The following is a 17,412-nucleotide window of genomic DNA, read 5'->3' as shown; positions in this document are numbered from 1 at the left end:
CTGCATCGAGCCGACAGCACCAAATGATTGGGGAACGCCACGTGAATGCCAATATCACCGACCAGCAGCCGGTCGTCAGCGACACGGTCGCACAGTCGCTGCTGGCCGAGCTCGACGCCGCAGAGCAGCTGCCTGCGAAGCAGCAGCCGTCGTGGCCTGATTCGGCTGCGCTCGCGGATGCTCGGGCGACGCTGAGCGCGCTGCCTCCGTTGGTCTTCGCTGGTGAGGCCGATGCCCTGCGCGACCGTCTGGGGGCGGCAGCCCGAGGCGAGGCATTCGTGCTGCAGGGCGGCGACTGCGCCGAGACCTTCGAAGGCGCCACCGCTGACAAGATCAAGGATCGCGTCAAGACGATCCTGCAGATGGCAGTCATTCTGACCTATGGTGCATCGGTGCCCGTCGTGAAGATGGGGCGCATGGCCGGTCAGTTCGCGAAGCCGCGCTCGAAAGACACCGAGACGCGCGGCGACGTCACGCTGCCCGCGTTCCGCGGTGAGATCGTCAACGGCTATGACTTCACTCCGGAGTCACGTGAGGCAGATCCGCAGAGACTGGTGCAGGCGTACCACACCTCGGCTTCGACGCTGAACCTGATTCGGGCGTTCACCCAGGGCGGGTTCGCCGATCTGCGCGAAGTGCATCGCTGGAACCAGGGCTTCGCACGCAACCCGGCCAACTCCCGCTACGACGAGATGGCTCAAGAGATCGACCGGGCCATCAAGTTCATGGCCGCCTGCGGCGCCGACTTCGACGATCTCAAACGCGTCGACTTCTACGTGGGCCACGAGGGGCTGCTCTTCGACTACGAGCGCCCGCTCACACGCATCGACTCGCGCACCGGGCTGGTCTACGACACCTCGGCGCACTTCCAGTGGATCGGTGAGCGCACCCGGGGGCTCGACGACGCGCACATCGAGTACTTCTCGAAGATTCACAACCCCATCGGCGTCAAGCTCGGCCCGACGACCGACCCCGACGACGCGCTTCGTCTGATCGACCGACTCGACCCGGATCGCATCCCCGGTCGTCTGACCTTCATCACTCGTATGGGCGCCGGCCGCATTCGCGAGGCGCTGCCGCCGCTGCTCGAGGCGGTCAAGGCGAGCGGCGCTCAGCCGCTGTGGATCACCGACCCCATGCACGGCAACGGCATCACCACCGAGACCGGCTACAAGACTCGTCGGTTCGATGACGTGGTCGACGAGGTGCGCGGCTTCTTCGAGGCGCATGCGGCAGTCGGAACCGTTCCCGGAGGCATCCATGTGGAGCTCACCGGTGACGACGTCACCGAGTGCCTGGGCGGCGTCGAACAGATCGACGAGGCCGGGCTGGCCACTCGCTACGAGTCGCTCTGCGACCCGCGTCTGAACCACCGGCAGTCTCTGGAGCTCGCGTTCCTGGTCGCCGAGGAGCTCAAGAAGTCTCACTCCGCCTGACCGACGCTGACGGGTGGGGCTCACTGCGCGTCGCACTCGTCAGTACCCGCGTCAGTGCGCCTCGTGGTTCGCGGTGCTGCTTTTGCGCTGGCTGGGACCTCGACCCTCGATGGCCACAATCAGAAGGCGTCGAAGAGCGACCCGTTCATTTTCACGGTTGTGCCCTTCTTCACCGACGTGCCGGCGGCAGGGTCGGTGCCTGACACAGTGACGACGTCCCAATAGCTCTTCGTGCTCAACGGGATCGCCTGCTCGGGAAAGTTCGACGTGCCGTCGAGCCCGGCTGCGCGCAGCGTCGCACGTGCGTCGTTGAGGGTCTGTCCGCTCACATCGGGCACTGTGACCATCTCGGGGCCCTTCGAGACCACCAGACGAATCGTGTCGCCCTTGTGCACGGGCTTCTTGTCCGGCGCCGCCGAGATGACGGAGCCTGGGGGAACCGTATCGTGGAAGGCCTCGGACGAACTGACCTTGAGCCCCACGTCTTGCAGGTGTGTCGTCGCGTCTGCCAGTGACTGCCCTGAGACAGCCGGCACCGCACCGAGCGAGACGACCAGCCCGAGCTGCGTTCGCTCGGCCAGCTCGGTCGATGCCTTGACCATGCTGCCGTCGCTGCCCGTGACTCCGATCACCGACCCCGAATCCACCTTGTCGTCGAACTGCTCCGCGCGGTCGTCCGACACCACGAAGCCTGCCTGTGCGAGGGCGTCGTCGGCGAGATCGGCCTTCGAACCGACCACGTCGGGCAGCGCGATCATGCGCGGGCCCAGCGAGACGACGACTGAGACCGATGCGTCTTTCGGCACGCGCGAGCCCGCCGAAGGGTCGGTCCCGATCACCTGGCCTGCTGGCACGTCCAGACTGTTGGCCTGTGCCTGCGTCGAGTCGATGCCGGCATCGGCAAGCACGCGTTGAGCGTCTTCGAGGGTCGAGCCTGCCACGTTCGGCACGGTCAGGCGTGCGCCGGGGCCATCCCCGAGAAACCACCCCGCCGCGGCCAGCAGCACGGTCACCACAACGACGACTGCGGTGATCGACCACCCTCGCCGACGTCGCGTCTGCACCCGCGTGAGCACGGCGTCCACCGCATCGCGCTCAGAGTCTGGATCTTCGCCGGCATCAGCGACCACTGGGGCAGCTGCGGCAGTCGATGCCTCAGGGGCGACCGGCTCGTGCGGAGCCGTCGCGTCGTCATCCGGCGTGTCGGCGCCGTGCCCGTCGCCACCGTCGCCGCGATCGTCAGCGCCGGCAACAGGCAGCGGCGGTGTGACTGTGGGCAGCTTGGCGATGGCGGATGCCGGAGACGGGGGAGCGGCCGACACGGCAGGCGCGACCATGGTCGGGCGCAGCACCTCAGTGGCGTTCAGTGAGCGGTCACCGGCCGCTGCGTGTGCAAGCAGCGCGCGCAGCGCACGGTAGGAGCCGACCGGAAGAGCGAGCTCGGACTGCACGCGTCGGGTCTCTTCGAAGAGATCGGTGGCGTTGGCGGGCCGATCCTGAGGGTCGGCGCGCGTCGCCCAGACCACTAAGTCATCGAGCTCGGCAGGCAGGGTGTGCACGATCGAACTGGGCAGCGGCACTTCGTCGTTGGCGTGCTGAAAGGCGACCTGAGCCGGGGCCGACCCTGTGAAGGGCTGCTCGCCCGTGAGCATCTCGAAGAGCATGATGCCGAGCGCGTAGATGTCCGAGCGTTCGTCGGCCGTGCCGCGGCGCAGCAGTTCGGGCGAGAGATACGCCACGGTGCCGATGAGCGCGGAGGTGGCCGAGGTCGAACTCTCCACCGCTCGAGCCAGCCCGAAGTCTGCAATCTTCACCCGGCCGTCCGGGCTGAGCAGGATGTTCTCGGGCTTGAGATCGCGATGCATGAGCCCGGCCTGGTGAGCGGCGGCGAGCCCTTCGAGCACCTGTGAGAGCACTTCGAGCGCGACCTGTGGAGTGAGCCGACCCTGCTGATGCAGCAGGTGGCGCAGCGTCTGCCCGGGAACGTACTCGAGCACGAGGTAGCAGACTCCGGCCTGCTGGCCTTGGTCGAACACGTTGACGACGTTGGGGTGCGACAGCCTCGCCGCGGCCAGCGCCTCACGGGTGAAGCGGTCGCGGAACGACTCGTCTTCGGCCAGATGCAGGTGCAGCACCTTGACGGCGACCACACGATCGAGGCGTTCGTCCCGCGCCCGGTAGACGGTCGCCATGCCACCGCGAGCGATGCGTTCGTCCACCCGATAACGGCCGTCGAGCAGCATCCCGATGAGGGGATCTGCTGGAGGCGTGTAGTCGTCGGTCACGGCACCATCCTAGACGGCAGGCTCTTTCAGGCCGGATCAGCGGGTGCGCTGAGCAGCCTGTCGGGCGAGATCGCCCAGTGCCCGGCGGGCGGGCGGAACGATCGGAGCGGACTGCAGTGCGGCATCCGCCTGTGACGAGTGATCGTCGATGAGGCGCTCTGTCGCAGCGAGTGCGCCGGATTCGACGATCGTCTCCTGCAGCATCTGAATCTGCTCGCTCGTGAGCGTCGGGTCGCCGAGCAGATCGTCGACGACGTGACGCACGGTCGCGGGCACCATCGATCGGGTGAGGGCGACGAGCACGGTGCGTTTGCCCTCGCGAAGATCGTCGCCCGCCGGCTTGCCGGTCTGCGCGGGATCGCCGAAGACGCCGAGCACATCGTCGCGCAGCTGGAAGGCCAGGCCGGCATGCACGCCGAAAGTGGAGAGCGCGCTCGCTTGCTCGTCGTCGGCACCGGCCACCGCTGCGCCGATCAGCAGCGGCTGCTCGATCGAGTACTTCGCCGATTTGTAGAGCATGACGGTCTCTGAGCGTTCGAGTGCCTCGTCGTCAGGCAGAGCAGGCCAGGCGTGTTCGCCGAGGATGTCGAGGTACTGCCCGACCATCACCTCAGTCGTCATATCTGCGATGAGCTCGCGCAGACGTCGCCGGATGCTGGCTTCGGGCAGCAGATCGACGGCGTCGGCGAAACCGCGCTGCGACCAGCCCAGAAGGAGGTCACCGAGGACGACGGCGGCAGACGAGCCGAACTGGGCGGAATCCCCGCGCCAGTGGCCGGAGCGGTGCAGTTCGGCGAAACTCACATGCGCAGCCGGGCGACCCCGTCGGGTGTCGGAGTTGTCGATCACGTCGTCGTGCACGAGCGCGGCCGCATGAAAGAGCTCGATGGCGGCGCTCAGCTGCAGCACGGACTCCAGCTGTATTCGAGAGAGTTCCTCGTCGGCGTCGGTCTCTGCCGCACGCCAGCCCCAATAGCAGAACTGGGAACGAAATCGTTTGCCGCCGTGCAGCAGGCCGGAGAGCTCGTCGGTGAGCGGAGTGGCGAGTGGGGAGATGCGACGCAGGTGTGCGGATTCTCGACTGAGAAACGCATCGATGCGATCCTGCACCAGCTGCAGCAGAGTGGAATGGGCGGTCACCTGTCTAGCCTAATGCTTCGCTTGCCCTTAGAATGAGCGCAGATGAAGACTGCGATGCAGTCCCCGAGCGAGAGAACGGAGGTGCTCATGCCGCTTTCAGACCACGAGCAGAAGCTGCTCGAAGAAATGGAGCGCAACCTCTACCAGGCCGAGTCTGACGAAGTCTCGACCGATCAGGTGCCGCGCTCGCTGAACCGCATGGCCGTCGTGCTCGGCGTGATCGGCGTCGTCATCGGTCTCGCGCTGCTGCTGTGGGCGGTGTCGGCCAAGCTCATCGTCGTGGGTGTGGTCGGCTTCGTGCTCATCGTCGCCAGCATTATCTGGGCGATGCGCCCCACCCCGGTTGCGGCTGGAGCCGCATCTGCCGGCTCCGACCGCCACGATGGCCCCAACGGCTCTGGCCAGACGAAGTCTGCGAAGGGCGCCTCGATGGGGCAGCGCATGGAAGATCGCTGGAACCGCCGATTCCAGTGATCGACCACATGACCTTCTGACCGCAGCTCCGGTCATTCACAAAGCCCGTCCCGCAAGGGGCGGGCTTTTCGCATCCCTGGGTGGCTGAACGTACCCACTCTCCTCCACATCTGCGACCGCACGCACCGCGCGACGGCTCGTTACCGCGGCATTCCAGGCGTCGGCAGGTGCCGCTCGTCAGAAAGATGACCGGATACAGCGGCTCCAAACGTGTCGAAACGTTGAGAATGCGGTGTGTTCTGCGGGCTAGGTGGACTGTGGTGGAGGGAAGTGGGGTAAAGTGGTGAGCATTGCAGACCAACCAGCCCGAGGAAGGAGTGCGGCATGTTTCTCGGCACGCATTCTCCCCGGCTGGATGACAAAGGACGGCTCGTCCTGCCTGCGAAGTTTCGTGACGAGCTGGCCGACGGCGTCGTTCTGACGCGCGGGCAGGAGCACTGCGTCTACGTGTTCAGCGCTGGGGAGTTCGAGAACATCCACCAGTCGATTCGCCAAGCGCCGATGACGTCGAAGCAGGCCCGAGACTTTCTGCGACTCTTCCTCTCTGGTGCAAGCGATCAGGTGCCCGACAAGCAGGGCCGCATCAGCGTGCCGACCGACCTGCGGCGCTACGCCGGTCTCACCAGAGACCTCACCGTGATCGGCACCGGCAACCGAGCCGAGATCTGGGATTCATCCGCGTGGCAGCAGTACCTGAACGCCAATGAAGAGCCATTCTCCGAGACCGCAGAAGAGGTGATCCCCGGTGTCTTCTGACGAGCCCTACCCCCATCTGCGCGCCGATGCCGATCCCAGCGCGCTGCACGTCTCAGTCATGAGAGACCGCTGTGTCGACCTGCTGGCCCCTGCGCTCAGCGCACCCGGCAGCATCTACGTCGATGCCACCACGGGCATGGGCGGGCACACCGAGGCCGTGCTCGACCGGTGCGAGCACGCGCAGGCGATCTGCATCGACCGTGACGAGAACGCCATCGCCCTGGCCGGCAGACGTCTGCAGCGCTTCGGCGACCGTGTGCGCTTCGTGCACACCTCCTACGACCACATCGACCAGGCGCTGGATCAGTGCGGCGTCGAAGGAGCACAGGCGGTGCTCTTCGACCTCGGCGTCTCGTCGCTGCAGCTCGACGATCTCGAACGCGGGTTCTCGTACCGTGCCGATGCGCCGCTCGACATGCGCATGGATCCGTCGCAGACGCTGACCGCCGCAGACGTCGTGAACACCTATGAGGTGAGCCGTCTCTGGACGATCATGCGGCGCTACGGCGAAGAGAAACACGCCCGGCGCATCGCCGAGCGCATCGGCGAGATGCGGGCACAGCATCCGCTCAGCACGACCGCTGACCTGGTCGAAGCGGTGCGCACCGCGACCCAGGCGACCGACCACCGCGGGCACCCGGCGAAGCGGGTGTTCCAGGCGATCCGCATCGAGGTCAACCAAGAGCTGCGCGGGCTGGAAGACGCCCTGCCGAAGGCACTCGATCGAATCTCGGTCGACGGACGCGTCGTCGTGATGAGTTTTCAGTCGCTCGAGGATCGCATCGTCAAGCGCATCATGCGCGACGCGACCACCTCGAGCACGCCGAGCGGGCTGCCTGTCGAACTCGAGGAGCACGCCCCGCGGTTCGTCTCGCTCACCCGCGGGGCCGAGCAGGCGGCAGACCAAGAGCAGCAGCAGAATCCCAGAGCGCGTTCGGTACGTCTCCGAGCGGTGCAGAGAGTTCGGAGGGGCCGATGACCATGACGCAGATGTCGTCTCGCGTGCGCACGCGGATCGTCCACGGTGGCGTCCTTGTGGCCGTCATCGCGGTGGCGCTCGTGGCCCAGCTGATGCTCAGCATCGGTCTGGCCGACGGCGGATACCAGATCAACCAGCTGCAGCAGGATCAGAACCAGGTCAAGCGCGAACGCCAAAGCCTCAGCGAGCAGATCTCGGCGCTGCAGTCACCGCAGCACCTCGCCGACCGCGCCAAAGAGCTGGGCATGGAGCCTTCGACGCAGGTGACCTTCCTCCGTCTTGCCGACGGACAGACCATCGGGTCGGCCGACAGCAAGGGTGCGCAGATCGCGGCGCAGAAGGGGCTCGTGAACAACCGTATGCTCGCGACGCTCGACGCGGCCGATGCCACGGCGAAGCCGGCGGCGGGCGACGAGGCCAAGACTCCGCAGCGAGTCGATCAGCAGGAGCTCCAGGCCGGGGCGACTGCGGATGCGAACAGCTCGGATTCCTCGTCGGGCTCTGCCGACGGCACTGCGGCCCCGAGCGACGACGGCCAGCCGGGCGATGCCGGTCAAGGCGCAGGCTCCAAACTGCCCCAGGTGACGCTGCGATGAGGGCTCTGCGTTCGCAGTCCGTCCCAGCCGTCGACAGGGGATGCTGACATGGCTCCGGTTCTCGGCAATCGTCGGCGTCGTCTGATCGCGGTTCTGACCGCGGTCGTCGCAGTCGCGCTCGTCTTCGTCGTTCGACTGGTGTTCATCCAGATCGTCGACGCCCCCGGCCTCAACGCGCAGGCGGAGGGCAACCGGTCGGTGCCTCTCACCCTGCAGGCGGTGCGCGGAACGATCACCGACCGCTCTGGCAACGTGCTCGCGCAGAGCGTGCAGCGATATCGTGTGGCGGCCGATCAGACGCTGGCCGGAGACTCGATCGTCCAGGTCGACGGCAAGGGTCAGAAGTGGACCCTCCAGCAGATCATCGATCGGCTGGCGCAGATCACGAAGAAGGATCCAGCCCGGATCAAGTCGGCGTTGGAGGGAAACAGCCAGTACTCGGTCGTGGCGCAGGACTTGAACGCCGATCAGTACCAGGAGCTTCGCGCCCTCGACATCAAATGGCTCGCGATCGAAGCAGTGCCACACCGGACGTATCCCTCGGGAGCAGTGGCCGGCAACCTGCTGGGCTTCATCAGCGCCGAGCAGCAGCCGCAGGCAGGCGTCGAAGTGCTGGCTGACAGCTGCCTCGCCGGCACCGACGGAAAAGAGAGCTACGAACGCGGCGCCGACGGCATCCGCATCCCGGGCACGACGGTCACCGAGCAGCAGGTGACCGACGGAGGCACGGTCGAACTGACCATCGATCGCGATCTGCAGTGGTACGTGCAGCAGAAGATCACCGAGCGCCAGAGCGAACTCGGCGCACAGTGGATCTCGGCGACGGTGCTCGACGCGAAGACGGGAGACATCCTCGTCGCCGCAGAGACTCCCAGCATCGACCCCAATGACGTCGGAGCGTCGAAAGAGCAGGATCGCGGTTCGCGCATCTTCCAGAGCACCTACGAACCTGGGTCGCCGATCAAGACGATCACGATGGCCGCCGCCATGGAGCACAGCGACGTGGGTCCCGAGAGCCAGTTCCAGGCACCCGGGTCGATCGCGGTTCCCGGCACTCCGCACACCATTAAAGATGCGTGGGATCACGACACGCTCAACCTGACCAGCACGGGCATCCTGATGAAGTCGTCGAACACCGGCATCATGCAGGTCGGCGACAAGATCGATGACGCCACACGCTATGACTACCTCAAGCGATTCGGCATCGGCGAGAAGTCTGCTGTGAACTTTCCTGCGGAGTCGAGCGGGACGCTGGCGCCGGTCGACAAATGGGACAAAATCTCGCATTACACGACCATGTTCGGTCAGGGCATCGCGGCGACGCCGATTCAGGTCGCCAGCGCATATCAGGCGGTGGCGAACAACGGCGTGCGCATCTCGCCTCGGCTGATCAAGAGCTGCACCAGTGCGGATGGCACGACGACGGAGAACCCGTCTGCTCAGCCTGAGCAGGTCATCCAGCCCGAGACCGCACGGAAACTGCGAGGAATGCTCGAGCCGCTCTTCACCCAGTACGTGGGCAAGTCTGCGCAGATCGCGGGCTACAGCCTGGCGGGTAAGACTGGTACGTCACAGATCGCCGGAACGAACGGCGGCTACCTGCCCAACCAGTATGTGAACTCGCTGGCTGGCATGGCGCCCGCCGGAGATCCCCGCTTCGTCGTCGGCATCACGATCTACAACCCGGCCACCGACAAGACCTCGGACAACACCATGTCGCTGTTTCACGATGTTATGGCGCAGACGCTGATCACGAACAACGTGCCGCCAGCCACCGGAGAGCTGCCCGAGTACGCACCGACATGGTGAGAGTGGGAGAATGTACTGATGTCTTCGCGAACCGCACCTCATATTCGTCCCCAACACTCGGCTGATCTGACGCTGGCCGCCGTCGCCGACCTGCTCGGCGTGTCGATCGTCACGTCGACGTGCGAGCCCGCGACCGAGGCCGCAGCCGGCCGCGTGATCAGCGGCGTGACGCTCACCAGCAGCGACGTGCGACCTGGCGATCTCTATGTCGGCATGCCAGGACAGCACACCCATGGTGCAAAGTACGCCGAGGAGGCCCGGCGTCTCGGCGCGGTGGCCGTGCTGACCGACGAAGCCGGGCGGGGCTACGTCGCCGACAGCACGGCGAAGGATCTGCCGCTGCTGATCGTGCCGGAGCCGCGCCTGGTGCTCGGCAAGGTCGCCGAGCGCATCTACGCGAACGACACGCATCGTCTGCCCACGCTGGGCGTCACCGGCACGAACGGAAAGACGTCGACCACGTACTTCATGGAGGCCCTGCTCGGACACGCGGGGGTGCGCACCGGACTGAGCACGACCGTCGAGCGGCATGTGGGCGAACACGTGCTGGGCAGCGCCCTGACCACACCGGAGGCCAGTGAGCTGCACGGCCTGCTGGCCAGCATGCGTGAGCTCGGCGCCAAAGCCCTGCTGGTCGAGGTGTCGGCTCAGGCAGTCACCAGACACCGCATCGACGGGGTGCACTTCGCGGTGGTCGGCTTCACCAACCTGAGTCCAGAGCACCTGGACGAGTACGGCGACATGGAGCACTACTACGCCGCGAAACGCGCACTGTTCACCGCAGATCGGGCAGATCGAGCCGTGATCTCGCTTGAGAGCGAGTGGGGCAGGCGTCTAGCGCGAGAGACTGAACTTCCGGTGACCACCGTCGGCACCGGCGACGAGTGCGACTGGCAGCTCGTCGAGCAGAGCGATCGAGCGGACGGATCGACCGGCACGCTGGTCGGACCGAACGGTCAGCGCTGGCCGATCGTGCTGTCAGTGCCCGGCGTGCATATGGACGTCAACGCGGTACTCGCGGTCGTGATGCTCGTGGAGTCGGGCATCATCGATGCGCAGCTGATTGAGTCCGGGCTCGATGCCCACGTGCTGGCAGACGTGTATCTGCCCGGGCGTCTGGAGCGGGTCTCGGGCGAGAGCGGACCGACCTTCTTCGTCGACTACGCTCACACCGAGGATGCGCTGGAGCGGACGCTGGTGGCCGTGCGCAAGCAGACCAAGGGTCGCATCGTGCTCATTCTGGGCGCGGACGGCGGCCGCGATCCGTACAAGCGACCAGCGATGGGACGGGTCGCCAGCGAACTCAGCGACGTGCTCGTGGTCAACGACATCAACCCCAGATTCGAAGATCCCGATGCGATCAGGTCGGTGCTCGTCGAGGCCGCCCGTGCCGCCGATCATCCGGCTGAGGTCTATGACGTCGGCGATCCGTCGGCGGCCATCCGCACGGCGATCCGCATCGCTCATGACGACGACACGATCATCGTGTGCGGTCCGGGCGACGAAGACTACCACGAGGTGCGCGGCGTCAAGCTTCCGTATTCCTCACGTGGAGCGGCCCGCGAGGCACTGCGGGAGGCCGGTTTCGAGCCCAACCACTCCCGGCGCGGAGGGCAGGATCCCGCCGACGGCGTGCACGCCGACGACCTGGCGGCTGCGGAGCGACACGACGCCGAGAGCGCGAAGGAGCAGGCATGATCACGACAGACGTTGACTGGATCGCCGAGGCCGTCGGCGGCACGCTGACCGGTTCTGCTGGGGCCGGTCTGGTGACCGGTGCCGTGCGCACTGACTCCCGCGAGGTGTCGACAGGCGACCTCTTCGTGGCTCGTCGGGGCGAGAGCGGCGACGGACACGACTATGTCGTCACGGCTCAGCGTCAAGGGGCGGCTGCCGCGATCGTGGAGCATCCAGTGCCCGACGCCACGCTGGCCCAGATCGTGGTCGCCGACGCCACGCGGGCGCTCGGACTGCTCGCAGAGGCCGTTCTGCTTCAGGCTCGCTCCGTCGGCCGTCTCGAACACGTCATCGGCATCACCGGCTCGGCCGGAAAGACCACGACAAAGCGCATCCTCGCTCATCTGCTCTCGCAGGCGGGCGAGACGGTGTTTCCGCAGGGGTCGTTCAACAACGAGGTCGGTGCGCCGCTGACCATGCTGCAGACGACGCTGCAGACGCGTTTCGTGGTCGTCGAGATGGGTGCGAGCCACATCGGCGATCTGCGCTACCTCTCAGGCATCGCGCATCCAGACCTCGGCATCGAGCTGCAGGTCGGTCTGGCTCATGTGGGCGAATTCGGCTCGGTCGACAACATCCGCATCGCGAAGCAGGAGCTTGTCGAATCACTGCCCGAGACCGGCGTCGCGGTGCTCAACGCCGATGACGCGAACGTCTGTCGCATGGCCGAGCACACCAGTGCTCAGGTCGTCTGGTTCGGAGCGCGCAGCGACGCCGCTGTGCGCATCGGTGCCGTCGAACCGGAGGGTGAGCGTCTTCGCGTCGAGCTGACGTTCGACGGTGAGACGGTCGACCCCAGCGTCGCACTGCTCGGCGAGCACAACGCCTGGAACATCGCTGCGGCGACTGCGGCGGCGTTGCATATGGGGCTCAGCCGCGAGCAGATCGTCACCGGTCTCGAAAGCCTTTCTTCAGGCGAACGCTGGCGCATGCAGGCGCTGCACCGGGCCGACGGCGTCACCGTGATCAACGACGGCTACAACGCCAGCCCCGGCTCAATGGCAGCCGCCCTGCGCACGCTCGCAGGCATCCGGCGCACCGGGCATCGAACCATTGCCGTTCTCGGTGCCATGGGCGAGTTGGGAGAGGCCAGCGGCACCGAGCACGATAAGATCGGCCAAGACGTCGTCCGGCTGAACATCGATCAGCTCGTCGTCGTCGGTAATGATGCCCGCCGTATCTTCCTCGCCGCCGAGCAGGAGGGATCCTGGGGCGGCGAAGCGGTCTACTGCGAGAACGCGGATGAAGCGCACGACTGGCTGGCGCCACGACTGCGAGAAGGAGATGTCGTCCTGGTGAAGTCGTCGAACGCCGCGGGGCTCAGATTCCTGGGCGACCGCCTGTATGAGGATGCCGCCAGAGCATGATCAGCGTACTCATCGCGTCCGCCGTGTCGCTGATCATCTCGATCTTCGGCATGCCGCTGTTCATCAGGCTGGCTCACCGCCTGGAATGGGGGCAGTTCATCCGCGAGGACGGCCCGCGCACCCACCTCACCAAACGAGGCACGCCCACGATGGGCGGAATCGTCATCCTCATCGCAGTGCTCGGCGGGTACTTCGTCTCGGCACTGGTCACCGGCTCCGGAGTGACGGCCACCGGGATGCTCGTACTCGGGCTCACCGTCGGCATGGGTCTTGTCGGCTTCGCCGACGACTACATCAAGGTGCGCAATCACCGTTCGCTGGGGCTGACCCCAGCGGCCAAGCTGATCGCCCAATTGGTGATCACCGGCCTGTTCGCCTGGGGAGTGCTGCAGTTTCCCGATCAGAGCGGGCTGACCCCGGCATCGACGTACGTGTCTGTGCTGCGTGACACCCCGATCAACCTGTTCGCCTGGGGAGTGATTCCGGGCGCTGTCATCTTCTTCATCTGGGTCTACGGCATCGTGGCCGGCTTCTCGAACGCGGTCAATCTGACCGACGGGCTCGATGGGCTCGCCGCAGGCATCGGCATCCTCGCGTTCGGGGCCTACGGGGCGCTGGCCTTCTGGCAGTTCAACCAGGACTGTGAACGTGCCTCGGGCGTCTCGTTCGGGCAGTGCTATGAGGTGCGCGACCCGCTCGACGTGCTGATCATCGTCACGTCGATCGTGGCGGCGCTGATCGGCTTTCTGTGGTGGAACACGTCGCCGGCGCAGATTTTCATGGGCGACACCGGGTCACTCGCACTCGGCGGTGCCTTCGCCGCGGTGGCGATGGTCACCCGAACCGAGGTGCTCTCTGTGCTGATCGGCGGGATGTTCGTCGTGGCACTGCTCTCGTCGCTCATCCAAATGGGCTTCTTCAAGATCAGCGGCGGCAAGCGGGTGTTCCTGATGGCTCCGTTGCACCATCACTTCGAGCTCAAAGGCTGGGCGCAGGTGACCGTCGTCGTGCGCTTCTGGGTGCTCGCCGGCCTCTGCGCGGTCGCCGGGCTCGCGATCTTCTATGTGCAGTGGGTGAGTACGACACGATGACTGACAAAACTGACTTCTTTGACAGCACGCACGACGACCAAACCTTCGCAGGTCGGCGCGTCGCCGTGCTCGGCATGAGCGTCACCGGGTTCTCGGTGGCAGACACCTTGGTCGAACTCGGCGCGAACGTGCTCGCCATGGGGCGTAGCGCCTCTGCCGAGCACATCGACCTGCTCGGCGTGCTGGGGGCCCAATGGCGGCCAATCGCCCATGACGGCGATGAGGTGGCTGTGCTGCAGGAGTTCGCTGCAGAGGCGATCGTGGTCTCTCCCGGGTTCTCGCCGCATCATCCTGCCGTTCGGTGGGCGTGTGAGCAGCAGATCCCGCTGCTGACCGACATCGACCTGGCCTGGCACCTGCAGCGTCAGCGCGGCCATGACACGAAGTGGCTCTGCGTCACGGGCACCAACGGCAAGACGACGACCGTCGAGATGGCCACCGACATGCTCGTCGCAGGAGGCCTGCGCGCTGCCGCATGCGGCAACATCGGTGTGCCGATTCTCGATCTCGTGCGCGAACCGGTGGCCTATGACGCGATCGTGGTTGAGCTCTCCAGCTTTCAGCTGCACTACATCAACCACATCAGCCCATGGGCGAGCGTCTGCCTGAACATCGACTCCGACCACATCGACTGGCACGGCAGCGTCGAGGCGTATGCGGCGGCCAAGGCTCGCATCTACGAGAACGTGCAGACGGCGTGTGTGTATCCGATCGGCGACGAGCAGGTCACTGGCATCGTCGAGCAGGCGGATGTCGTGGCCGGCGCACGAGCGATCGGTGTGGGCCCGGTGGCACCTTCGATCGGCCAGATCGGCATCGTCGACGACGTGATCGCAGACCGCGCGTTCATTGCGAACCGTGAGACGCATGCGCAGGAGATCACCACGGTGTCACGCCTGCAGGCGCATGGTCTCGGGCTGCGCCATCTCGTGCTCGACGCGCTGGCCGCAATCGCGCTGGTTCGTTCGGTGGGGGTCGATGCAGCCGCAATCGGACGGGCGCTCGACGAGTTTCACACCGACGGACACCGCATCACGCCGGTCGCCGAGATCGACGGTGTGGTCTGGATCGACGACTCGAAGGCGACGAATCCGCATGCCGCACGTGTGGCGATCGAATCGTTCGACTCGGTCGTCTGGATCGTCGGCGGCATGCTCAAGGGCATCGACCTTGCGCCGCTCATCGAGCGAGAGCATGGTCGGCTGCGGGGCGCCGTCATCGTCGGCGCCGATCGGTCGACGGTGCGTGACCTGTTCGCCCGCCTCGCACCTGAGGTCGAGACGCACGAGATCGACGTCGTGGCCCACCCCGGTGATGTCGAAGCCGGCGCCGAGCTGATGCGCCAGGCCGTAGCTGCCGCGGCGCAGATGGCGCACCCTGACGACGTCGTGCTGCTGGCGCCGGCATCCGCATCGTGGGATCAGTTCGTCAGCTACGCCCAGCGCGGTGATCTCTTCGCCGCCGCAGTGCAGGGGCTTCGGGAAAGCGCGTGATGAGCGCGAACAACACGCGCATTCGACTGCTCGGCGGCCAACGCCACATCACGAAGTCGTTCGGCCAGCTGCTCGGCGTGATCACCCTGCTGCTGCTGCTCGGTCTGACCATGGTGCTTTCCGCCTCATCGATCGACTCGTACTCGGCTTCGAACTCCTTCTTCAGCCTGTTCATGAAGCAGGGGCTGATCGCTCTGCTCGCCTTTCCTGCGATGCTGCTCGTCTCACGCATCCCGATGGAGGTGCTGAGACGCTGGTCGAAGGCGTTTCTCATCGCGACCATGCTGGTGCAGCTGCTCGTGGTGAGCACCTCGCTCGGATCGGCCGGCGGCGGCAACCGAAACTGGCTGAACGTCGGCGGATTCTCCGTGCAGCCCAGCGAGTTCATGAAGCTGGCGCTGGTGATCTGGCTCGGACGAGTGCTCAGCGAGCGGCGCGACGAGCTGACGAGTCTCAAAGTCTTCGTCAAACATGTGCTGGTGTGGGTCGTCGCGGCGATCGCACTCGTCATGGCCGGTCGCGATCTCGGTACGGCCATGGTGATGCTGATCATCGTGTTCGGCTGCTTCTTCGTGGGCCGAGTGCCGCTGCGATTCCTGGGGGCCCTCGCCGTGGCCGGCGGTGTCATCGCCGGGATCTTCGCGATCGGCAGCGCCAACCGTCTGAGTCGCATCGCCAGCTGGGCCGGATCGTCGGGCTGCACGGACTACAGCGGCACCTGCTGGCAGACCACGCACGGCACCTGGGCGCTGGCGGCGGGCGGAATCTTCGGGGTGGGTCTGGGCAACTCCAAGTCGAAGTGGGCGTGGCTGCCCGAGGCTGAGAACGACTTCATCTTCGCGATCATCGGCGAAGAACTCGGACTGGTCGGGCTGACCGCGCTGATCGGCCTCTATGTGCTGCTGGCGGTCTTGATGGTGCGACTGATCGTGCGCCTCGCTGATCGGCCGTTCGAACAGATCGTGGTCGCCGGAGCCCTCACCTGGACTGTCGGTCAGGCCTTCATCAACATTGCGGTCGTGCTCGGCCTGCTGCCCGTGCTCGGTGTGCCGTTGCCTCTGGTGTCCTATGGTGGATCATCGCTGGTGGCCAATCTGCTCATGCTCGGGGTGGTGCTCGGCATCGCCAATACCGAAAGGACTCCTTCGTGACGACCTATCTGCTTGCTGGCGGCGGCACCGCCGGACACGTCAACCCGCTGCTCGCGACAGCCGATGCCCTGCGTGAGAGCGATCCCAATGCGCGCATTCTGGTGCTCGGCACCGCCGAGGGGCTCGAAGCAGAACTGGTGCCGGCCCGCGGATACGAGCTGATCCCCATCGCCAAGCTGCCCTTTCCGCGTCGGCCGAACGCGCAGGCTCTGGCGTTTCCGAAGCGTCTCGGCTCGCTGGTGCGGCAGGTGCGCTCGATCATCGTGAGTCGGGGCGTCGACGCCGTGATCGGTTTTGGCGGCTATGCCTCTGCGCCGGCCTATCTCGCCGCCAGACGCGAAGGCGTCTCCTACCTCGTGCACGAGGCGAACGCCCGGCCCGGCCTGGCCAATCGTCTCGGTGCGAAGCGCGCGGCACACGTCGCCGTCGCCTTTCCCGACACTCCGCTGGCCGGCGCAGAGGTGATCGGCATGCCGCTGCGCCCTGAGATCGCCGAGATCGCTCATGCACGTGCTGCCGGCAGCGATGCACAGCTCGTCGCCGCCGCGCGAACCAGCCTCGGCCTCGACGAACGTCCCGTGCTCCTGGTGACCGGTGGCTCGCTCGGCGCGAAGCACATCAATGAGGTGCTCGCCGCCGCGGCGCAGCAGATCGCCGATGCCGGCTGGCAGGTGGTGCATGTGGCCGGAGCACGCAACGACGTGGCCGCTCCCGATGTCGACGGCTATCACTTCATGGAGTACTGCCACCACATGCAGGACGCCCTCGCGGTCGCGTCGCTGGCGGTCTCCAGATCGGGAGCCTCGACGGTCTGCGAGCTCACTGCCCTCGCGATTCCCGCAGTGTATGTGCCGTATCCGCATGGCAACGGCGAGCAGGAGCTGAACGCACGCCCGGCGATCGCCGCCGGTGCCGCGATGCTGGCGCGCGACGAAGAACTCGACGCGACGTGGGTGACGCAGGTGCTGCTGCCGCTGCTGGCCGATCGCGACCGACTCGACGCCATGCACGACGCTGCGGTCGGCATCGGCATCGTGGACGCCGCGCAGCGACTCGCCGACATGGCACGACAAGTGGCCGAGCAGAAGCACTGAGGAG

14 protein-coding genes are annotated in these 17,412 nt (G+C 66.1%); 12 read left to right on the top strand and 2 right to left on the bottom strand.

The features are described 5' to 3' along the window. Positions 1-98 precede the first annotated feature (98 nt). The gene (locus F8O06_RS06940) at positions 99-1,436 is read left to right on the top strand and encodes a class II 3-deoxy-7-phosphoheptulonate synthase (protein ID WP_225732910.1); all 1,338 of its coding nucleotides are present in this window, start codon (positions 99-101) and stop codon (positions 1,434-1,436) included. Between the two features lie 119 nt (positions 1,437-1,555). On the opposite strand, the gene F8O06_RS06935 is transcribed toward F8O06_RS06940, so the two are convergent. Then, positions 1,556-3,721 carry a protein kinase domain-containing protein gene (locus F8O06_RS06935; protein ID WP_158038119.1) on the bottom strand — a complete coding sequence of 722 codons (2,166 nt, stop codon included), beginning with the start codon at positions 3,719-3,721 and terminating at the stop codon, positions 1,556-1,558. Positions 3,722-3,757: 36 nt separating this feature from the next. Beyond that, a complete protein-coding gene (locus F8O06_RS06930; RefSeq protein ID WP_158038118.1) occupies positions 3,758-4,861 on the bottom strand; it encodes a polyprenyl synthetase family protein in 1,104 nt (367 codons plus the stop codon). Positions 4,862-4,903: 42 nt separating this feature from the next. Between F8O06_RS06930 and F8O06_RS06925 the strand changes: the two genes are divergently transcribed. The 11 genes from F8O06_RS06925 to F8O06_RS06875 all read left to right on the top strand — a co-directional run bounded on the left by F8O06_RS06925 (position 4,904) and on the right by F8O06_RS06875 (position 17,408). Next, positions 4,904-5,335: a DUF3040 domain-containing protein gene (locus F8O06_RS06925; protein ID WP_158038117.1), complete on the top strand. Its 432-nt coding sequence runs from the start codon at positions 4,904-4,906 to the stop codon at positions 5,333-5,335. Positions 5,336-5,659: 324 nt separating this feature from the next. Next, a complete protein-coding gene (gene mraZ, locus F8O06_RS06920) occupies positions 5,660-6,091 on the top strand; it encodes a division/cell wall cluster transcriptional repressor MraZ (RefSeq protein WP_158038116.1) in 432 nt (143 codons plus the stop codon). Next, complete coding sequence (gene rsmH, locus F8O06_RS06915) at positions 6,081-7,070, top strand: 16S rRNA (cytosine(1402)-N(4))-methyltransferase RsmH (RefSeq protein ID WP_225733431.1); 990 nt, start codon at positions 6,081-6,083, stop codon at positions 7,068-7,070. Before mraZ ends, rsmH begins: the two co-directional genes overlap by 11 nt. Then, positions 7,067-7,666 carry a hypothetical protein gene (locus F8O06_RS06910; RefSeq protein WP_158038115.1) on the top strand — a complete coding sequence of 200 codons (600 nt, stop codon included), beginning with the start codon at positions 7,067-7,069 and terminating at the stop codon, positions 7,664-7,666. Before rsmH ends, F8O06_RS06910 begins: the two co-directional genes overlap by 4 nt. A 48-nt stretch (positions 7,667-7,714) precedes the next feature. After that, the gene (locus F8O06_RS06905; RefSeq protein WP_158038114.1) at positions 7,715-9,475 is read left to right on the top strand and encodes a peptidoglycan D,D-transpeptidase FtsI family protein; all 1,761 of its coding nucleotides are present in this window, start codon (positions 7,715-7,717) and stop codon (positions 9,473-9,475) included. Between the two features lie 18 nt (positions 9,476-9,493). Further along, positions 9,494-11,173: a Mur ligase family protein gene (locus tag F8O06_RS06900; RefSeq protein WP_158038113.1), complete on the top strand. Its 1,680-nt coding sequence runs from the start codon at positions 9,494-9,496 to the stop codon at positions 11,171-11,173. Beyond that, on the top strand, positions 11,170-12,579 hold the full coding sequence (locus F8O06_RS06895; RefSeq protein ID WP_158038112.1) for a UDP-N-acetylmuramoyl-tripeptide--D-alanyl-D-alanine ligase: 1,410 nt from the start codon (positions 11,170-11,172) through the stop codon (positions 12,577-12,579). The genes F8O06_RS06900 and F8O06_RS06895 overlap by 4 nt, the downstream gene beginning before the upstream one ends. Then, complete coding sequence (gene mraY / locus F8O06_RS06890) at positions 12,576-13,670, top strand: phospho-N-acetylmuramoyl-pentapeptide-transferase (RefSeq protein WP_158038111.1); 1,095 nt, start codon at positions 12,576-12,578, stop codon at positions 13,668-13,670. The genes F8O06_RS06895 and mraY overlap by 4 nt, the downstream gene beginning before the upstream one ends. Continuing rightward, positions 13,667-15,163, top strand: a complete 1,497-nt coding sequence (gene murD, locus F8O06_RS06885; RefSeq protein WP_158038110.1) for a UDP-N-acetylmuramoyl-L-alanine--D-glutamate ligase — start codon at positions 13,667-13,669, stop codon at positions 15,161-15,163. Before mraY ends, murD begins: the two co-directional genes overlap by 4 nt. After that, positions 15,163-16,314: a putative lipid II flippase FtsW gene (ftsW, locus tag F8O06_RS06880; protein ID WP_158038109.1), complete on the top strand. Its 1,152-nt coding sequence runs from the start codon at positions 15,163-15,165 to the stop codon at positions 16,312-16,314. The genes murD and ftsW overlap by 1 nt, the downstream gene beginning before the upstream one ends. Beyond that, positions 16,311-17,408 (top strand): UDP-N-acetylglucosamine--N-acetylmuramyl-(pentapeptide) pyrophosphoryl-undecaprenol N-acetylglucosamine transferase, encoded by a 1,098-nt coding sequence (locus F8O06_RS06875; protein ID WP_158038108.1) that lies wholly within the window; start codon positions 16,311-16,313, stop codon positions 17,406-17,408. Before ftsW ends, F8O06_RS06875 begins: the two co-directional genes overlap by 4 nt. Positions 17,409-17,412: the final 4 nt, after the last annotated feature.

The organism is Pseudoclavibacter sp. CFCC 14310 (assembly GCF_008831165.1).
Lineage (GTDB): Bacteria > Actinomycetota > Actinomycetes > Actinomycetales > Microbacteriaceae > Pseudoclavibacter_A.
This window is presented reverse-complemented; position numbering and strand designations above follow the sequence as displayed.